At 65.7% G+C, this 16,653-nt stretch carries 14 protein-coding genes; 5 read left to right on the top strand and 9 right to left on the bottom strand.

What is annotated here, in order from left to right:
* Positions 1-26: 26 nt before the first annotated feature.
* From ACPGXI_RS05295 to ACPGXI_RS05285, 3 genes are all read right to left on the bottom strand, one after another.
* Positions 27-1,571, bottom strand: a complete 1,545-nt coding sequence (locus ACPGXI_RS05295; RefSeq protein ID WP_526650532.1) for a GMC family oxidoreductase — start codon at positions 1,569-1,571, stop codon at positions 27-29.
* 105 nt (positions 1,572-1,676) lie between these two features.
* Entirely contained in the window at positions 1,677-4,355 is a 2,679-nt protein-coding gene (locus ACPGXI_RS05290) for an AAA family ATPase (protein WP_526650530.1), read from the bottom strand.
* On the bottom strand, positions 4,352-5,575 hold the full coding sequence (locus ACPGXI_RS05285) for a metallophosphoesterase family protein (RefSeq protein WP_526650583.1): 1,224 nt from the start codon (positions 5,573-5,575) through the stop codon (positions 4,352-4,354). Before ACPGXI_RS05285 ends, ACPGXI_RS05290 begins: the two co-directional genes overlap by 4 nt.
* A gap of 125 nt (positions 5,576-5,700) precedes the next feature.
* Here ACPGXI_RS05285 and ACPGXI_RS05280 point away from each other — a divergent pair, with 125 nt between their 5' ends.
* Entirely contained in the window at positions 5,701-6,264 is a 564-nt protein-coding gene (locus ACPGXI_RS05280; protein ID WP_526650528.1) for a SixA phosphatase family protein, read from the top strand.
* Positions 6,265-6,298: 34 nt separating this feature from the next.
* Here the strand turns inward: ACPGXI_RS05280 and ACPGXI_RS05275 are convergent, their stop codons facing one another.
* Both ACPGXI_RS05275 and ACPGXI_RS05270 read right to left on the bottom strand, forming a co-directional pair.
* Positions 6,299-6,793, bottom strand: a complete 495-nt coding sequence (locus ACPGXI_RS05275; RefSeq protein ID WP_526650581.1) for a DUF3558 family protein — start codon at positions 6,791-6,793, stop codon at positions 6,299-6,301.
* Positions 6,794-6,843: 50 nt separating this feature from the next.
* Positions 6,844-7,428, bottom strand: coding sequence for a DUF3558 family protein (locus tag ACPGXI_RS05270; protein ID WP_526650526.1), 585 nt, complete (start codon positions 7,426-7,428; stop codon positions 6,844-6,846).
* 128 nt (positions 7,429-7,556) lie between these two features.
* On the opposite strand from ACPGXI_RS05270, the gene ACPGXI_RS05265 reads away from it, so the two are divergent.
* Positions 7,557-9,299, top strand: a complete 1,743-nt coding sequence (locus ACPGXI_RS05265; protein ID WP_526650524.1) for an ABC transporter ATP-binding protein — start codon at positions 7,557-7,559, stop codon at positions 9,297-9,299.
* The gene (locus tag ACPGXI_RS05260) at positions 9,296-11,212 is read left to right on the top strand and encodes an ABC transporter ATP-binding protein (RefSeq protein ID WP_526650522.1); all 1,917 of its coding nucleotides are present in this window, start codon (positions 9,296-9,298) and stop codon (positions 11,210-11,212) included. Before ACPGXI_RS05265 ends, ACPGXI_RS05260 begins: the two co-directional genes overlap by 4 nt.
* 60 nt (positions 11,213-11,272) lie before the next feature.
* Here ACPGXI_RS05260 and abmR read toward each other — a convergent pair whose 3' ends face one another.
* Both abmR and ACPGXI_RS05250 read right to left on the bottom strand, forming a co-directional pair.
* On the bottom strand, positions 11,273-11,872 hold the full coding sequence (gene abmR, locus ACPGXI_RS05255; RefSeq protein ID WP_526650521.1) for an ATP-binding transcription factor AbmR: 600 nt from the start codon (positions 11,870-11,872) through the stop codon (positions 11,273-11,275).
* Between the two features lie 111 nt (positions 11,873-11,983).
* Positions 11,984-12,187 (bottom strand): hypothetical protein, encoded by a 204-nt coding sequence (locus tag ACPGXI_RS05250; protein ID WP_526650519.1) that lies wholly within the window; start codon positions 12,185-12,187, stop codon positions 11,984-11,986.
* Positions 12,188-12,258: 71 nt separating this feature from the next.
* On the opposite strand from ACPGXI_RS05250, the gene ACPGXI_RS05245 reads away from it, so the two are divergent.
* Positions 12,259-13,161 carry an AIM24 family protein gene (locus ACPGXI_RS05245; RefSeq protein ID WP_526650517.1) on the top strand — a complete coding sequence of 301 codons (903 nt, stop codon included), beginning with the start codon at positions 12,259-12,261 and terminating at the stop codon, positions 13,159-13,161.
* An 8-nt stretch (positions 13,162-13,169) separates the two neighbouring features.
* Here the strand turns inward: ACPGXI_RS05245 and dtd are convergent, their stop codons facing one another.
* Positions 13,170-13,619, bottom strand: coding sequence for a D-aminoacyl-tRNA deacylase (gene dtd / locus ACPGXI_RS05240; RefSeq protein ID WP_526650515.1), 450 nt, complete (start codon positions 13,617-13,619; stop codon positions 13,170-13,172).
* 307 nt (positions 13,620-13,926) lie between these two features.
* Between dtd and ACPGXI_RS05235 the strand changes: the two genes are divergently transcribed.
* Entirely contained in the window at positions 13,927-15,399 is a 1,473-nt protein-coding gene (locus ACPGXI_RS05235) for a diguanylate cyclase domain-containing protein (RefSeq protein ID WP_526650513.1), read from the top strand.
* An 89-nt stretch (positions 15,400-15,488) separates the two neighbouring features.
* Here the strand turns inward: ACPGXI_RS05235 and ACPGXI_RS05230 are convergent, their stop codons facing one another.
* On the bottom strand, positions 15,489-16,616 hold the full coding sequence (locus ACPGXI_RS05230; protein ID WP_526650511.1) for an adenylate/guanylate cyclase domain-containing protein: 1,128 nt from the start codon (positions 16,614-16,616) through the stop codon (positions 15,489-15,491).
* Between the last annotated feature and the right edge of the window lie 37 nt (positions 16,617-16,653).

Raw genomic sequence — 16,653 nt, 5'->3', positions numbered from 1 at the left:
GTGCCTTCGTTGCGCAAAGCCCGCGGTTAACCGGGGGTGCGGCGGATCAGGTCGGCGGCCTTCTCGCCGATCAGCACCGTCGGTGCGTGGGTGTGGCCACGGATGATCGAAGGCATCACCGAGGCGTCGGCTACCCGCAATGCCCGCACGCCGCGGACCCGCAGTTCAGGATCGACGACGCTGGCGTCGTCGTTACCCATCCGACAGGTGCCAACCGGGTGATACAACGTGTGCGCCAGGGATTCCACCGCTCGTGCCAGCGTTGCGTCATCGAGTTCGGTCGCATCCCGCGGCCGGGCGACTCTACCGATGATGCCCTGCAGCGCCGGCGCGCGGGCGATGTCAGCACACATGCGCAGCCCGGCCATCAGCGCCTCGCGATCGGCCCCGGCGGGGTCGGTCAGGTAGCCGGGATCGATCAGCGGCTTGTCATGCGGGTCGGCGGAGCGCAGCGCGATCGTTCCCTGACTCTGCGGCTTGAGCAGGATGGGTCCCATCACCACGGCGTGCCCGACGTAGGGATCGCCAATTCCCTCATCGAAATATGGTGCGGGGGCAAAGATCAGCTCCAGGTCTGGTAACTCCAGATCAGGCCTGCTCTTGACGAAGCCGTAGGCCTCCCCCACGTTCGAAGTGAGCATGCCCCGGCGGCGCGCGAGGTAGTTGGCCAGTTCCACCGGCTTCTGCGCACCGAACAGGGAATCGTATGGAACGTCGAACCCCAGCGGGATCACGAGGTGGTCGAGCAGATTGGCGCCCACCTCGGGCGAGTGCACGGTGCTGACGATCCCGTGTCCGGTCAGCTGGTCGCGGTCACCGATTCCGGACAGCATCAGCAGCTGCGGAGTGTTTACCGCCCCCGCACACAGCACAACCTCGCGGCGCGCGGTCGCCACGGTCCGGCCGTCCTTGCCCTCGAACTCCACGCCGATCGCGCGATCACCGGCAAAAACCACCCGGGTCGCGGTGGCCTCGGTGAGCACTGTCAGGTTCTTACGGTTGCGGAGTGGCTTGAGGTAGGCGTCGGCCGAACTCCATCTGGCGCCTCGGCGTTGCGTGACCAGCGTTTCGCAGAACCCTTGTGGCTCAGCCTGGTTCGGCGCTTCGACCCGATGCCCACACTCCTGCACCGCGGTCAGCCAGGCGGAAGTTGATGCCCGCGGGCTTCGTTGGCGCGAGATGACGAGTGGTCCTGATTCGATGCCCCGCAGGTACGGCTCGAGGTGTGCGTAGTTCCATGCGTCGCCGGCGTGCTCGCCCCACTCGTCGTAGTCGGCGGCGAACCCGCGCACCCACATCATCGCGTTCATCGACGACGAGCCGCCCAGCATCTTGCCCCGCGGCCAGTACACCCGGCGTTCACCGAGGCCGTGCTGGGGCTCGGTCAGATAATCCCAGTCGAGTGGACCCCGGAACAGCTTGGCAAAGGCCGCGGGGATGTGGACCGACTGGTTCTTGTCCCGCTTACCCGCCTCGAGCACGACAACCCGCACAGAGGGATCGGCGCTGAGACGATGGGCCAGGACGGCGCCGGCAGAGCCTGTTCCCACGATGACGTAATCGGCGTCCACGAGCGAAGTCTAAAGCGTGCCAACCGCAGAGCGGACGCTGCGGTGCTCAACAGGACCGTTCAGCAGGTCCGCTCACCAGCACATTGCAGCGTTCAAAAGGACCGCTCAACAGGACATTGCAGCGTTCAACTCAATGCGGTGGGCGCAGCCGACACCCGAATAGCGTTGCGGACTGCACGTGAGGATGATCACCTGACTGTCGCTGGCGACCGCGTCGAACACCTCGGCCATCTTCGTCAGCCGTTCAGCGTCGGTGAACCCGAGCGCGTCGTCGATCACGACCGGCACGCTGTCCTCCTTGGCGACCATGGCGGCGCCGGCCAACCTGGCAACAATGCCCAGCTGCTCCTTGGCTCCCCCCGACAACGATTCGTAGGGGACGGTGCGCCCCGACAACGTTCGGTGTCCGATGCGCAAATCGCTGTCGACATCCACCTCGAAGCTCTCGCCGAACACGATGCGGCCCAACCGTTCCAGCTCACCGCGGAACGGGTCGACGTAGCGCTGCCGCATGGCGTGACGGTGCCGGCCCACGACAGCCTTCAGCAGCTCTGCGGCCCGCGCCCGGCGCTGCACTCGCCGGAACTCACCCTCGGCATGCTGGCGCGCAGTCTCGGCGGAGTCCAACCTGCCCTTGCGCCCTTCGGTTCCGTACACCTTCAACTGCATGGCGACCTCTCGCAACGCCACTTCGGCCTGGTCGTGACGCTGCTGAACGCCGCCGTACTCGCGCTCTGCGTCCTCGAGCTCGGTGTTGACCATTTCTGGCTGGTGACGGGCCAATTCGTCGTCGAGTCTGACAACGAGTTCCTGAGCCTTGGTCGACGCCTCGGCGTCGGCCTCGGCGTTGACGGCCAACTGATCATCGCCAACTTCCTCCCGCTGGGCGGCGAGGCGCTGGACCGCCAGGGCCAGCTCCGCTTGCGCGGCTTCGAGCTTCTCCTTGGCACGGGCTGCCCGCACGCCACGGTCGGCGAGCAGCCTGGCCGCCTCCTCGGCGACCGTTCGATGCTGGTCGCAATCCTGGACAGCCTGCTGGTGCGCTGTGCCGGCGGCCTCGAGTTCAGCGCGCAGGGCAGCCGAATCGTGGCGTTCCGCCACTGTTGAGCTCCGCAGGCCGTCATCGACGACCGCGATTCGGGATCGCACCTCGGACAGCCGGGAGCGCAGTTCATCGACGTCACCCTCGGCTGTCACCGCATCGAGAATCCCCTGCAGCCGCTCACCGGCGTTGAGCAGGCCGCGACGCTGCTCATCGAGCACACGCGCCGCAGCGACGTCGGCGACACCAGCCTGCCGCAGAGCCGCCGACAGCGCCGCCTGGGCAGTGTCGAGCGCGGCCGCAGTCGTGGTGGCCGGGGCCCCCGGGGTCACCTGCACCGAGACAACACCGGGAACCTCGACCCCGGTCGGACCGCTGAGTGCCGCCGACCACGTACCACCTGCACGCAGCACGACCGGCTCGCCGCCAATCTGCAGCTCGAGATCGCTGGCAGCGACCAGTTCGATGTGGGCTGAGGCTCGTTCGGCGGCGGCGGTGGCACTATTGACGACCTCCGCGGCGTCCTCGATGGTCTGCATCAACTGGCCGGTGAGCGTGATCGCCGCCAGATCGCGCTGGGCTTCGTGGAGGTCACGCTGATGGCCCTCGATAGCGGTGATCCGACTGGTGAGCTGCTCGGCCTGATCCCAGTCGGCCAGCTGCTGCACGGCGCGCCGAGCCGCGTCGATGCGAACCCTACTGGCCTCGAGCGCGGCCCGGGCCGCCACCGCCGCCTGGTCGGCGGCCAGCCGCACCTCATCGGCGGTCGACAATTCCACCGCCGCTTCGGCCGACGCTGCGTGCAGGCCCGCGATCGGCTCCGTGCGCCCGTCGAGATCTGCGCGTACGCGGCGTCGTTCGGTGAGAGCTGCCATCGACGCGGCGTGCGTCGACCTAGCAGCATCGGCGACAACGGTGGCCTGGTCGATCTCGGCTCTCAACGTGGCGACCAACTGGGCGGCGTCACGGGCGCGCACGAGTCGCTCGGCGGCCCGGGTGCTTTCGACCGCCAAAGCCGCCAGCTCACCAGTGTGCGCAATGTGGCTGCGGACCGCTTGGTCAACCTCGGCAATCGCCGCCGCGCAGCTGGCCACGTCCCGGTCTGCGGCCTGCAGGCTGCTGGCCGCCGCAGCCCATTCCCCGGTGGGCCGCCCCGTCGCGGTGAAGTAGCGCCGGTATTCCGCGTCGATGCGGTCGATCAGCAGCGTGTCAACGTCCCCGCCCGGTGAGGTTCGCGGGTCAGCGGCGTTGTCGACCTCGCCGGCCACCACGTCGAGCGCACGGGACAACGCGTTGCATCCCGACAAATCCGCAGCGGAGGTCGGCGCCGACTGCAACACTCGCTGCGCCCGCCACAGATCCAAGTCGACGGTCTCGTTGAGTATGGCCCGCACCTTGTTGTGGGCTTCGTCGCCGGTGAGTTGCTCGCGCCGCGGCGCCAGCAGCGTCAGCTCTGTCTCGGCACGCTTGTGGAAACGCTTGCGGTACACGAACCGGTAGGGGCCGGTTGAGATCTCAGCTGTGACCTCGGCGCCGACATCGGCGTGGGTGGGCTTGACCTGCTTGACTTCCCGCTTGGTGGACCGGTCCTTGGCCTCGAGCAGCAAGTCGAGTGCCTCGAGCATCGAAGTCTTGCCCGTTTCGTTGGCGCCGCTGACGATGACTATGCCGTGATCTGGAAACTCGATGTCGCGGTGGGTGATGCCGCGGTAGTTGGTCAGGGTCAGCCGGTGCAATTTCATGCCGCACCGCCCTCGGCGAGCCGCAGCAGCAGAGCCAGCGCGGCGCTCGCGTCGTCGGCGTCCTCGCCCGCGGAGCGCGCAGTAGCCACCAGCTCGTCGACCGCGGCGGCGGCAAACCCTCCGATGCCAAGATCGTCGAATTCTCCGTCGGCGGGCATCACGGCGATGTCGGTCTGCTTGTCCCACGGCACGAGCGCTGCGAACAGTCGCGCGTGGCGGTCCAGACAGGCATCCAGCGCGGCCCGGTCGGTGATCGTGAGCGAGCCGGTCAGACCCAGCCGAACAACCGTGCATTCTTTGTCCGGCATGAGGTCGAGATTGATGTCGAGGTCGGCGATGTCACGACCGTTGTCCACCGCATGGCGCAGCGAAACGAATCGCCAGCGACCAATACGGCGGGCATCGACCTGTACGGGACGCAGCGGATCGGATTCGTCGATGTCGACCACCAGCACCTGCCCCGGGTCCGGCTCGATATCGTCGTAGTTCGTCACCTCCGGCGAGCCCGAATACCAGATCCGGCCGGTGGAGCCGACCCTCATCCGGGAGTGCTTGTCCCCCAGAGCGACATAGTGCACCGCGCCCCGGGCGATAGCCGACTCGATCGCTGTCAGCCGGATCAGCGACTCCCGGTCCCTGTCTGGGACGAGGATGTCGACCGCACCGTGGCCGACGACGATGCGGGTGAGCCCATCGGGGGGCGCGGCATCGAGGCTGCTGTCCAGCACATCACGGTCGTCACGGTCGTCACGGTCGTCACGGTCATCGAAGCGATCGAGGCTACTGACGACCTCGCCGACCAAATCCGTGGTCGGTGCCTTCGAGGACCACGGCGCGGCGACGAGCTGCAGCCCTGGCCGCACCTCGTGGACGCCGGGGCGGTCCAGGACGATCACGTTGTCGGGTCGTTCGGCGGTGAACAGCGCGCTGGTGTAAACCGACGACGCGTCCAGCGGGTCGTGGTTGCCGGGAAGCAGATACACCGGCACGTTGATGCCCCGCATGGCCTCGAGGGACTGGCTGACGTCGCGGGGATCGAGTTGGTTGTGCTCGAATACGTCACCGGCCACGACGACAAACTCCGCGCCGACCTCACCGGCGAGCGAACCGAGAGCAGCTACCGCGGCGCGCCGCGCGGCAGAGTACCTGGGCTGCGCCTCTCCGTTGAGGAAGTAACGGGTCATGCCCAGTTGCCAGTCGGCAGTATGCAGAAACCGCATCCAGAACACCCCTTCCCGCCTGCTCGGAGCCCATTTCACCGGCATGTTTGCGTTGTCACCGCGAGTGTAGGACGGGCCACCGACAAGTCCGGGGATGCGCACCGGCATGCCCTACCGTTGTGCCCATGAGCACCGCATCTGACACCAGCGACAGGTATCGCACGCTGCTGTTGCTCCGACACGCCAAGTCCGGCTATCCGTCGGGCGTGGCCGATCACGACCGCCCGTTGGCCAGCCGGGGTATCCGGGAGGCCGCATTGGCAGGTGATTGGATCCGGGCCAGGCGGTCCGGCGGCAGCGAGATCGACGCAGTGCTGTGCTCGACGGCCACTCGTACCCGGCAGACGCTGGAACGCACCGGGATCACAGCGCCGGTGCGGTATGTGGATCGCATCTACGACTCAACACCCGGCATCGTCATCGACGAGATCAACGGAGCCCGCTCACGGTTCGCCGGGGATATCGGCGACCATGGGAATCTCTCGACGCTGCTCGTGGTCGGCCACGAGCCGGTGATGTCGTCGCTCGCCCTCAATCTGGCGAACCGCTCAACCTGTAATGGTGCTGTCGCCCAGCAGATCTCGGCGAAGTTTCCTACCTCGTCGATCGCGGTCCTGCGCACCGTCGAGCCGTGGGACCAACTGAAGCCCGGCGGAGCCGAGCTGGTCGACTTCCACGTCGCGCGCTGAGCCTGCGCCCCGCGTCCGCAGGGCCCGAGCAGCTTTAGGCGCGGGTAGCCAGGGTCAGTTCCATCAGCTTGACCACCATCGAGCAGGCATCGATACCGGGCGACTGGGGATTGACCCACCAGCCCACGACCCCGACGGCGTCGCTCGCCACACCGCACGCTCCGTTCGGATCGTCGGGGCGCATCATGAAGGATTCGATACCCGCGATGGACCGGTTCTCGATCTGATACCCGAGTTGCTCGGCGGTCTTACGCTCGTTGTCCAGACTGCCCTGTTCGAACCAGAACCGGGTGATGTCGACAAGTCCTGCGGGATTGGCCGCCTGCCACCGGCACACCGCACCGACGAAGGTGCTCTGAATGTCCAGGGGGTCCGCGCCGACGGTCTCAGCCAGGATGTCCTCGGTGAGCACGTCGCATTCCTTCAACAGGTTCGGGTACTTGCGCTGCGAGTCGTTGTTTCGCGGCACGTCTCCCGAACCCGGTTTGGCCGCGGTTCCGTCGACAGTCTGAGTGCAGCCGGTCAACATGACCAGCCCGGCCAACACCGCGGTCGCACGCACCAGCACGCGGCGGGCGCTCACGTGGCGTTCACAATCGACTGGCGAGTCAATTCCACAGCGACGTCGCAGGCATCTGGGAACGGCTCCTGGGCGAAGCTGATCGACCACTCGATGAAGTCGTCGTCGAACTGGATGCCGACCTCGCAGAGGTTCACGACGCCGGTGGCCAGGTCTTCGTTGATGCCGATGAAGCCGTCATGTCCTTCGATGCTGATGTCCTCCACGCTGGTGCGGGATAGTTCCATGGTCTTGCGTTCTCGCCCGATGGGGCTGCCGCGGAACCAGGTGAAGGAGAAATGCGGGCCCAAGATGCTGCCACCGGACAACCACTGGCATCCCACCGACGTCTGAGCAGTGTTGACCAGCCCGACCACCTGCGTCTGCTCGGTCATCTCCTCATCGCTGACGCCACCGCACTCCGGGAAAAACGGCCCGTGGGTTATGCCCTGCGACGGCACCTCGGTGGTCGGCACCTCGGGCGACGCCGGCCCCGCGTCGGAGCATGCGGCGAGAACCGGAAACATGGCCGCAGCCGCAACGGCCAGCGACCCGCGCGCGGCGAAAGCAGCCTTCGCTGACTTGCTGGGTGTCACGCCATGCACTGTAGCGGCAGCGCGCGGCCGCAACCACCGACATGCCGATTGACCTGGTAATTTATGGAATCCTCAGGTGGCCCGGCCGAACATGCGCCCAGCCGGGTGGGTACGCGCGGGTATGCAAAGGTAGCGAGATGCTCTGGAGGTTGCTCCGACAGCACGTGCGGCCGTACCGACGGTTGCTTGCAGCGGTTGCCGTGTTCCAAGTGATCAGCACCCTCGCGACGCTGTACCTGCCGACGATCAATGCCGCGATCATCGACGACGGCGTAGCGCAGGGGGATCTGCCTCGCATTGTCGAGCTCGGTCTGGTGATGCTCGTGGTGACCGCGCTGCAGGTGGTCTGCGCCGTCGGTGCGGTGTACTTCGGATCACGGGCGAGCATGGGCCTCGGCCGGGACCTGCGATCGGCGATCTTCCACCACGTGACCGGATGGTCGGCCGAAGAGACTGCGCGGTTCGGCGCCCCGTCGTTGCTGACCCGGACGACCAACGATGTCCAACAGATTCAGCTGTTGGTACAACTCACCTGCACGATGCTGATCACCGCACCGATAATGTGCGTCGGCGGCATCTTCATGGCTATCCGCCAGGACGCCGGCTTGTCGTGGCTGCTGGTCGTCAGCGTGCCGTTGCTCGCGGTCACCAACTACTGGATCGTGTCGCATCTGATGCCGATCTTCCGCCGGCTGCAACGCCAGATCGACGGAATCAACCGGGTGATGCGTGAGCAGCTGGCGGGCCTGCGAGTCGTTCGGGCGTTCGCCCGGGAACCTTTCGAGCGCAACCGATTCGCCGAAACCAATCACGCGCTGGCGGATACTGCGCTGGCTGCCGGGCGGTGGCAGGCGTTGATGCTGCCGGCGACCACCCTGGTGATCAATGTGTCGAGCGTGGCGTTGATCTGGTTCGGCGGCATCCGGATAGACTCGGGCCAGATGCAGGTCGGCTCGCTGATCGCCTTCCTGTCCTATTTCATGCAGATCCTGCTCGCGGTGCTGATGGCAACATTCATCCTGGTGATCATTCCGCGTGCGTCGATATGCGCGGAGCGGATCACCGAAGTGCTCTCCACCGCGCCCGCCATCACCGGCGGCCCGGCAGTAGTGTCGCCGACGACGATCACGGGCGAAATCCGTTTGGATCGAGCGACATTCAGCTACGCTGGCGCCGATCGCGCGGTGGTCCAGGATGTCTCGCTCACGGCGCGGCCGGGTACCACGTGTGCGATCGTCGGATCCACCGGGTCGGGCAAGTCGACGCTGCTGTCGCTGATCTGCCGACTGTACGACGTAACCGCCGGCTCGGTCAGCGTGGACGGGATCGACGTGCGCGACTTCGACATCGAACGACTCTGGTCAGCGATCGGGTTGGTGCCCCAGCGTGGCTATTTGTTCTCCGGCACCGTCGCCGACAACCTTCAACTGGGCGCCGCCCCAGGGCATGTGGCCACCGAAGAGGAAATGTGGGACGCGCTAAGGGTAGCCGCGGCAGACGATTTCGTGGGCGCCCACCCCGACGGGCTGGAGATGCGGGTCGCGCAGGCCGGTATGAACTTCTCCGGAGGGCAGCGGCAACGCCTGGCGATCGCGCGGGCCGTTATTCGCCGCCCTGCGATCTACCTGTTCGACGACGCGTTCTCGGCTCTCGACGTGCACACCGATGCGCGAGTTCGCAGCGCATTGCGGGAGGTATCCGCTTCAGCCACGGTGTTGATTGTCTCGCAGCGAATTTCGACCGTCGCGGAGGCGGACCTGATCGTCGTCGTCGACGACGGCCGGGTGGTTGGCGCCGGAACCCATGCGCAGTTGCTCGGCACCTGCAAGACATACCGGGAGTTCGCGGAATCCCAGTCGGCTACTGCCGGGCAATCATGACCGAACCGTTGGCGCGACCCATGCGGACGTCCGAACCGGCGGAGGTTCGATCTCGCGACTTCAAGGGCTCGACCATCCGGCTGCTCAAACGGCTCGTTCCCCAGCGTGGCCTGACCATCGCGGTGATGTTGCTCGGCGTCGGCGGAATCGCTCTGGGCGTCGCCGGACCGCGCATCCTCGGCCATGCCACCGATCTGCTGTTCAACGGTGTCATCGGCCGACAGTTGCCGGCCGGCCTGTCCAAGGAGCAGGCTGTCGAGGCAGCGCGAACCCGCGGCGACGACAATTTCGCCGACCTGCTGTCCGGGATGAACGTGGTACCCGGACAAGGTGTGGACTTCGCCGCTATCGGCCGCACCCTTGCATTGGCCTTGGCGCTGTATCTGGTAGCTGCCCTGATGGTTTGGATGCAGGCCCGGCTGCTCAACGTTGTGGTGCAGCGGACCATGGTGGCGTTGCGCGCCGAGGTCGAGAACAAGGTGCACAGGCTGCCACTTCGGTACTTCGATTCCCGGCAACGCGGCGAGGTGCTCAGCAGATTGACGAACGACGTCGACAACGTGCAGACCTCCCTGTCGATGACGATCACTCAGTTGGTGTCCTCGGTTCTGACGGTGTTCGCCGTACTGGTGATGATGTTGACAATCTCCCCGCTACTGACGTTGCTCACAGTGGTCACGGTGCCGATATCGCTGTGGGTCACCCGGTCGATCGCACGGCGCTCCCAAAAGCTCTTCGTCGCACAGTGGCGCAACACCGGCAGGCTCAACGCGCACATCGAGGAGACCTACAGCGGCTTCACCGTGGTCAAGACCTTCGGGCACCGTGCACGCGCCGAGGATGAGTTCGGTGAGCTCAACGACGAGGTCTACCGCGCCGGCTTCGGAGCGCAGTTGCTGTCAGGACTGGTTTCGCCAGCGACGATCTTCATCGGCAACCTGAGCTATGTGGCGGTCGCGGTGGTCGGGGGACTGCAGGTAGCCACCGGTCAGATCACACTTGGCGGCATCCAGGCGTTCATCCAGTACGTCCGCCAGTTCCACCAACCTCTCACCCAGATTGCCGGGATGTACAACACCATGCAGTCCGGGATCGCCAGCGCCGAAAGGGTCTTCGAGCTGCTCGACGCCGAGGAGGAGCCGCCAGATCCGGCGCTGGCGCTGCCTGCCGTGGACGCCGGGCACATGGGCCGTACCGGGGGTCGGGTCGAGTTCGAGCAGGTCCGGTTCAGCTACGTTCCCGGCACCCCGGTCATCGAGGACCTGTCCCTGGTTGTCGAGCCGGGCACTACGGTCGCCATCGTCGGTCCGACAGGCGCAGGCAAGACAACGCTGGTGAACCTGCTCATGCGGTTCTACGACGTCGACTCGGGCCGGATCCTGCTCGACGGGGTGGACATCTCCTCGATAAGCCGCGGCTCACTGCGCTCGCGCATCGGGATGGTGCTGCAGGACACTTGGCTCTTCGCCGGAACGGTGTACGACAACATCGCCTACGGGCGTCCAGACGCCACCGATGAGGAGGTGATGGAGGCGGCCAGGGCGGCCTACGTGGATCGCTTCGTTCAGACGCTGCCCGACGGGTACCAAACCCGCGTCAACGACGGCGGTACAAACATCAGCGCCGGCGAAAAGCAACTGATCACCATCGCCCGGGCGGTGCTGGCCCGGCCTGAGATCTTGATCCTCGATGAAGCCACCAGCTCGGTGGACACCAGGACCGAGGTTCTGATTCAACAGGCCATGAGTCAAATCCGTCGCGAACGAACGAGTTTCATTATTGCGCACAGGCTTTCGACGATTCACGATGCCGACGTGATCCTGGTGATGGAAGCGGGCAGAATCGTGGAGCGCGGCAGCCACACCGAACTCTTGGCCCGCCGCGGGGAGTACTGGGCGATGACGCAAGCCTAGATTTTCCCAGACGACATTCCGAGACCACGCTTTCGGACAAGGTCAAGCCTGGTCCCCCGTCTACGGGCCCTCTGCCCGCAGATCATCGACGTTGCGCATCGCTTCGCGCAGCTTGCCGAGCCACTCGTCGGCGTGCTCACCGACCAGGCGGACCGACCACGCGAGTGCGTCCGAGCGCGACCGGGCCACACCCGCGTCCACCAGTGTGTCCAGCACCTGGCGCTCAGACTGCCGCAGGCGAGTCATCACCGGTACAGCCATGTGCGTGAACAAGATTCGCTCGGGTCCCGAGGCGTCCGCATCGAATGCTGGAATTTCCACGCCCCAGGCGACCTTACGCCCGTAGCGGGCTTCGGCCTCGTCAGCGATCCGCATCCGTTCCGCGCGCGTCTGTTCACGGAACCGTGCCGCCCGGCCCGACGCACGGGCTTCACTCTCGCGCGCACCGTGCGACTCCGATTCAGACGGACTGCCGGGGGTCGGCAACCGCCCGACAACGGTGATCTCTTCACGGTCGACCACGACCTCGGGATCACCGGCGAACCAGTCATCTGGGAGTCGGCCGGCGAACCAGTCGGCGCAGTCTCCGGCATCGGGTTGGTCGGATTGCTGCCAGCCGCCGGATCGGGCAGAGCGCCGGCGATGGGGATGATGTCTCATGATTACATCATTACATCGTTACTAGGCGTCTGGAGAAACGTTCGCCACCGGCGAATTCGTCGGCGGCTGATATCGCAGCAGTTGCATATCGCAGCAGCGTTGCGGGGCCTGTCAGCGGCGTTTGAGCACCAGCGCCGCACCGCCACCCACAACCCCGACGATCAGCAGCAGTACCGCCCAACCCGCACCGAACAACCACCACACGGCAGCCAGGCCCAGCAGAGCCGGCGACAACGCGAACAACAGCATGCCGGGGTGTTCCTTGATAACCGCGAGGGCACCTTGGGCGCGCTGGCGGTCAATTTCCTTTGCCATCGCCCAAGGATGCCAGCTCCTGAGCCGCTAGGCATAGGGTGTGAAACCGGCGCAACGCTAAGGAGGTAACGGTGACAGGACCCGAACAAGGCAGCTGGCAGCCCGATCCCGAGGGCCGCTACGAATACCGGTGGTTCGACGGAAATCAGTGGACCGATCAAGTCTCCCAGCAGGGCCAGGTGGGCCGGGCGCCGCTCGGCGGCGCACCCGCTCAGCAGGCCTCGCCACCGGGGCAACAGCAGCCGCAGGCGAGCCAGGCGCAGGCGAGCCAGGCGCAGCCTGTTCCCGGCGGAGGCGGCGACGGTTTCACCGGTGTCACCGGGGACTTGGTCGACGGGCGATTCAGCGAAAAAGAGGCCAAGGCGATTGGCAACCAGAACTCGAAGCTACTTCGGGTGCGTCTCGGTGAACCGTTCATGGCCCGACAGGGGTCGATGGTTGCCTACCAGGGCAACGTGGACTTCTCGTTCGAGGGAGGCGGGGCCTCGAAATTCATCAAGAAGGCCCTTACCGGCGAAGGCCTTCCGCTGATGCGCTGCGCCGGCCAGGGCGATGTCTTTCTCGCCGAGCGGTCCTACGACGTACACCTGCTCAACCTGAACAACTCCGGATTGTCGATCAGCGGCAAGAACGTCCTGGCGTTCTCCTCGAACCTGGACTGGAACATCGAGCGGGTGAAGGGCGGCAGCATCGCGACCGGAGGTCTGTTCAACACCATGCTGCGCGGCACCGGATGGGTGGCCCTCACCACTGACGGCCCACCGGTGGTACTCAACGCGGCCGAGGCTCCGACCTTCGCGGATACCAATGCCGTGGTCGCGTGGTCGGCGGGCCTGCAGACGCAGCTCAAGTCGAGCTTCAAGGCCGGTGCCCTGATCGGCCGCGGCTCTGGTGAGGCCGTGCAGGTGTCGTTTCACGGCAACGGATTCGTCATTGTGCAACCCTCCGAAGGCTTCACCGTCGTGACGCAGTAAAGCCCGGCTCACAGCTCGAGCAATACCGTTACCGGGCCGTCGTTGACGAGCTCTACCTGCATGTCCGCGCCGAAGAGGCCGGTCTGCACCGGCGCGCCGAGGGCCACGAGCGCCGCGGCGAACGCGTCCACCAGGGGTTCGGCGACCGGGCCCGGTGCGGCGGCGTTCCACGTCGGCCGTCGCCCCTTGGTGGAGTCTCCGTACAGCGTGAACTGACTGACCACCAGGATCGGCGCGCCGACGTCGCTGGCAGACATTTCATGGTCGAGAATCCGTAACTTCCAGAGCTTTGCTGCCAGTCTCGAGGACTTATCGACGTCATCGGTGTGAGTGACTCCGATCAGCGCGAGCAGCCCTTGCCCATCCGGGCGAATCTCGCCGACAGTGACAGCCTCAGCCCCCGGGTCGCCCGCCACCGTCACGCGCGCGGAGGTGACCCGCTGAACCAGGACTCGCATACCGAGATGGTGCCACGCGCTGACGGAACCCGAGGACCTCGGTCACCGGGTTGTTGGCGCGATATGTGATCGCCGCGGCCCTGCAGCAAGTACCCGCCGGCATGTCTGAGGTGACTACCAAACGGATCCCGGAGCCTGGTGGTCGCAACTCGGGGAAACCAGCCAAGCGTCAACCGGGCCAGACCGACGACACGCAGCACCCCCGGGAAACAGCTATCCGGGATCTCCATAGGCAACTTCCATCGGAAAAGAACTACTCGATCACGGTTGCCGCATTACGGTTAGTTGCACAACTGGAAGGGTTGACGTGCCCACGACTCTGCCGGAACGCGCTTCGCGGCTGGAAGCGGCGCCGACCACTCAGGTTGACGGCGGGTGGGGGCGGGCTGTTCTCTGGCTTCCGGGTGCGCGTTGGCGCGGAGGCCTATTGCTGTTGGCCATCTTCTGCGCCTACGCGGGTGTTGCGTTGCTGTACCCGTTCACCGAGACCGGCGGCGTCTCGTTGCTATGGATGCCCAACGCGGTACTGGTCACCGCGCTGCTTCGGTTCCGGCCACGCGATTGGCCCTATGTATATGCGGCGGGGCTACTTGCCGAGGTTGTGGTCGACTTGCGGTTCGACGTGGCGCCGCATCACGCGCTCTCTTTCGGAGTCGTGAACATCATCGAAGCCACGTCGTTCGTACTTCTCGCTGCACTCATCGCCGGAAGCCGACAACAGATCGGGCTGCTTTCGGTGCGCGGTGCGGTAGCCGTGATCGTCACCTCGATGATGGTCCCGGCGTTGACCGCCACACTCGGAGCCTTGGCCGCGGCATGGACGTTCGACTCCGACTACTTCACCGGTTGGCGGACCTGGTGGTTTGGGGACAGTCTGGGGCTACTGGTCGGGGTACCCCTCGGCTTGCTTCTTCGGGACGCCGTGGCATCAGTTGCGCTACGGCGCTCACGCCGACTTGCGCTTGGAAGCATCGCAGCGGCGACGCTCCTGATTGTGCTGGCCGGCTACCTCGCAGCCAATGAGAACTTCTGGGGGACACAACAAACCGCGCTGGCCGCCGGGGTACTTCTCTCTTTGACCTTCGGAGCTGTCGGGGCGCCGCCAGCAGCGGTGCTGACGGCAACCGTGACCCTGATCGGCTTAGCGCACCTGGCCGACTTCACAACGGCCCCGCAAGAACAGGCCCTACTCTTTGTGGGCTTCGCCGCTCTCTATGCCATCGCCGCAACAACCGAATCATCAGACCGCCAAAAGAAGCAACTGACAGAGGCGCACCGGGAGATGGAGCAATTGGCCCGCGTCGACTCACTGACAGGGCTGGTAAACCGCGGCGAAGCCTTCGCCCGCCTTCAAGCCGCCCTGAAGTGCTCACGAAATCCTGGACCGGAACTCGGCCTCTTGTTCTGCGACATTGACCGCTTCAAGGATGTCAATGACACTTTCGGACACGCTACGGGCGACGTCGTGCTCTCCACCCTGGCAAACCGAATCCGCGAATGCGTCCGCCACGGGGACACCATCGGTCGTACCGGCGGCGACGAGATGCTGGTCCTACTACCCGACGTCCACAACCTCGACGAGGTCGCCGCCATCGCCGAGAAGATCCGTAGCCACGCCGCCGAGCCGATCCAGCTATCCGGGACGACGATCCACACGACAGTCAGCATCGGAGCCACCCTCGCCGCCCCAGGCGAATCCGACTCGGAAACGACGAAACGGGCCGACGAAGCGATGTACCGGGCCAAACGGGCTGGCCGCAACACCGTAAGCCGCATCTGAGAGACCACGGCCGATGGAAGGCTCAGACACCGACCAGCCGGGGTGTGCCGTCCGGGTTGGCGGTATCAGCTCCGCAGCTGATACGTCAGCTAGGTACTCTCACCAACGGATCTGCGCGCGCGATACAGCCTCACATCAGACTGAATGCCCTTGAGGTGTCGCGCGCCGGCGAACGACCAGGCGAACCGTTCGTCATCTCCGACCGCTCCCCGCGTCGCCTCGGACACCAGCACCGAACCCGGCCTCGCGGCCCCCGTCACCCGGGCGGCCAGGTTCACCGGGCTGCCGAACCAGTCCCCCGCCCGGCTCACTGCCATTCCGGTAGCCATTCCAACCCGCAGCTGGGGAAAACCCTGGTCGCCGTCCGTCGCGTCGACAAGCTTCAGAGCCGCCTCGAGTATCGGCACCGGTTCTGGGCTGACCAGCATCACCTCGTCGCCGATAGTCTTGATGAATCGAACAGGAGCGGCCGTGACGTCGCGGGTCAGATCAGCCAACCGCTGGGACAACTGCTCGAGATCCTCGGGAGGCACCGCCTCGCCCAGGCGGGTGAACCCGACGAGATCGGCGAACGTGATCGTCACCAGTCGCGCGCCGGGCAGGTGCTGACCTTCTGCCCGTTCGCGGGCGTTGACGGCCTCACTCTCGATCCAGTGCCGCAGCTGCAGCAGAAGCACGTCTTGGATCATCGGCCCGAGCTGCGGAGCGATCTTCGCGACCAGACCCTCAGATGCCTCGGCAATCTCCAGTTCTGTTGCGCCCGGACGCAACACAGCGGCCAACGCGGCATGACGCATCGACTCTGCTGCCCGCGAAAGACCGTCGCCGAGGAGTCGGGTGATCTGTACCAACTCATCGGGATGGATTCCCGCGTCGAGGAATTCACGAGTGAACTTGGCCGCCTCGGCATCGGCACGCAACAACACCGCGGCCTCGGGGTCCTCTACCCGCGGGAGCCCCATGGCCCGCTGAATCCGTTCGAACAGATCAAGATCGACCCCGGCTTTCCCGGCGGCTTCTCGCGCGCAGACATACTCGCCGTCATCGCCGATGATCTGCCGAGAGGCCAGCAGCATCGGTGCGGAAGTGCCTCGGATCTGGTCGATGCTGACGCCTCGCTCGATCAGCCAGGGAATCAACTCGGCTCGCTCGGCCCGCGCCCTGCCGGTGAGCCCGTCAAGCAACCCGGACGCGTCGAGATCGACATCTTCGGCCACGCTGACCAACGTATACCGAACCGCTGGCCGCCAAGCC

Origin of the sequence: Mycobacterium sp., from assembly GCF_049608025.1 — a bacterium.
Classification (GTDB): domain Bacteria; phylum Actinomycetota; class Actinomycetes; order Mycobacteriales; family Mycobacteriaceae; genus Mycobacterium.
The sequence above is the reverse complement of the archived record's forward strand: the minus strand, read 5'-3'. Positions and strand labels throughout refer to the sequence as shown.

Excerpts from the sequence above, each read along its gene's own strand:
- ACPGXI_RS05250 (WP_526650519.1), bottom strand. The coding sequence starts at position 12,187 with ATGGCAAAGGAAATTGACCGCCAGCGCGCCCAAGGTGCCCTCGCGGTT.
- ACPGXI_RS05260 (WP_526650522.1), top strand. The coding sequence starts at position 9,296 with ATGACCGAACCGTTGGCGCGACCCATGCGGACGTCCGAACCGGCGGAG.
- ACPGXI_RS05285 (WP_526650583.1), bottom strand. The coding sequence starts at position 5,575 with ATGCGGTTTCTGCATACTGCCGACTGGCAACTGGGCATGACCCGTTAC.
- ACPGXI_RS05275 (WP_526650581.1), bottom strand. The coding sequence starts at position 6,793 with ATGTTGACCGGCTGCACTCAGACTGTCGACGGAACCGCGGCCAAACCG.
- dtd (WP_526650515.1), bottom strand. The coding sequence starts at position 13,619 with ATGCGAGTCCTGGTTCAGCGGGTCACCTCCGCGCGCGTGACGGTGGCG.
- ACPGXI_RS05265 (WP_526650524.1), top strand. The coding sequence starts at position 7,557 with ATGCTCTGGAGGTTGCTCCGACAGCACGTGCGGCCGTACCGACGGTTG.
- ACPGXI_RS05280 (WP_526650528.1), top strand. The coding sequence starts at position 5,701 with ATGAGCACCGCATCTGACACCAGCGACAGGTATCGCACGCTGCTGTTG.
- ACPGXI_RS05290 (WP_526650530.1), bottom strand. The coding sequence starts at position 4,355 with ATGAAATTGCACCGGCTGACCCTGACCAACTACCGCGGCATCACCCAC.
- abmR (WP_526650521.1), bottom strand. The coding sequence starts at position 11,872 with ATGAGACATCATCCCCATCGCCGGCGCTCTGCCCGATCCGGCGGCTGG.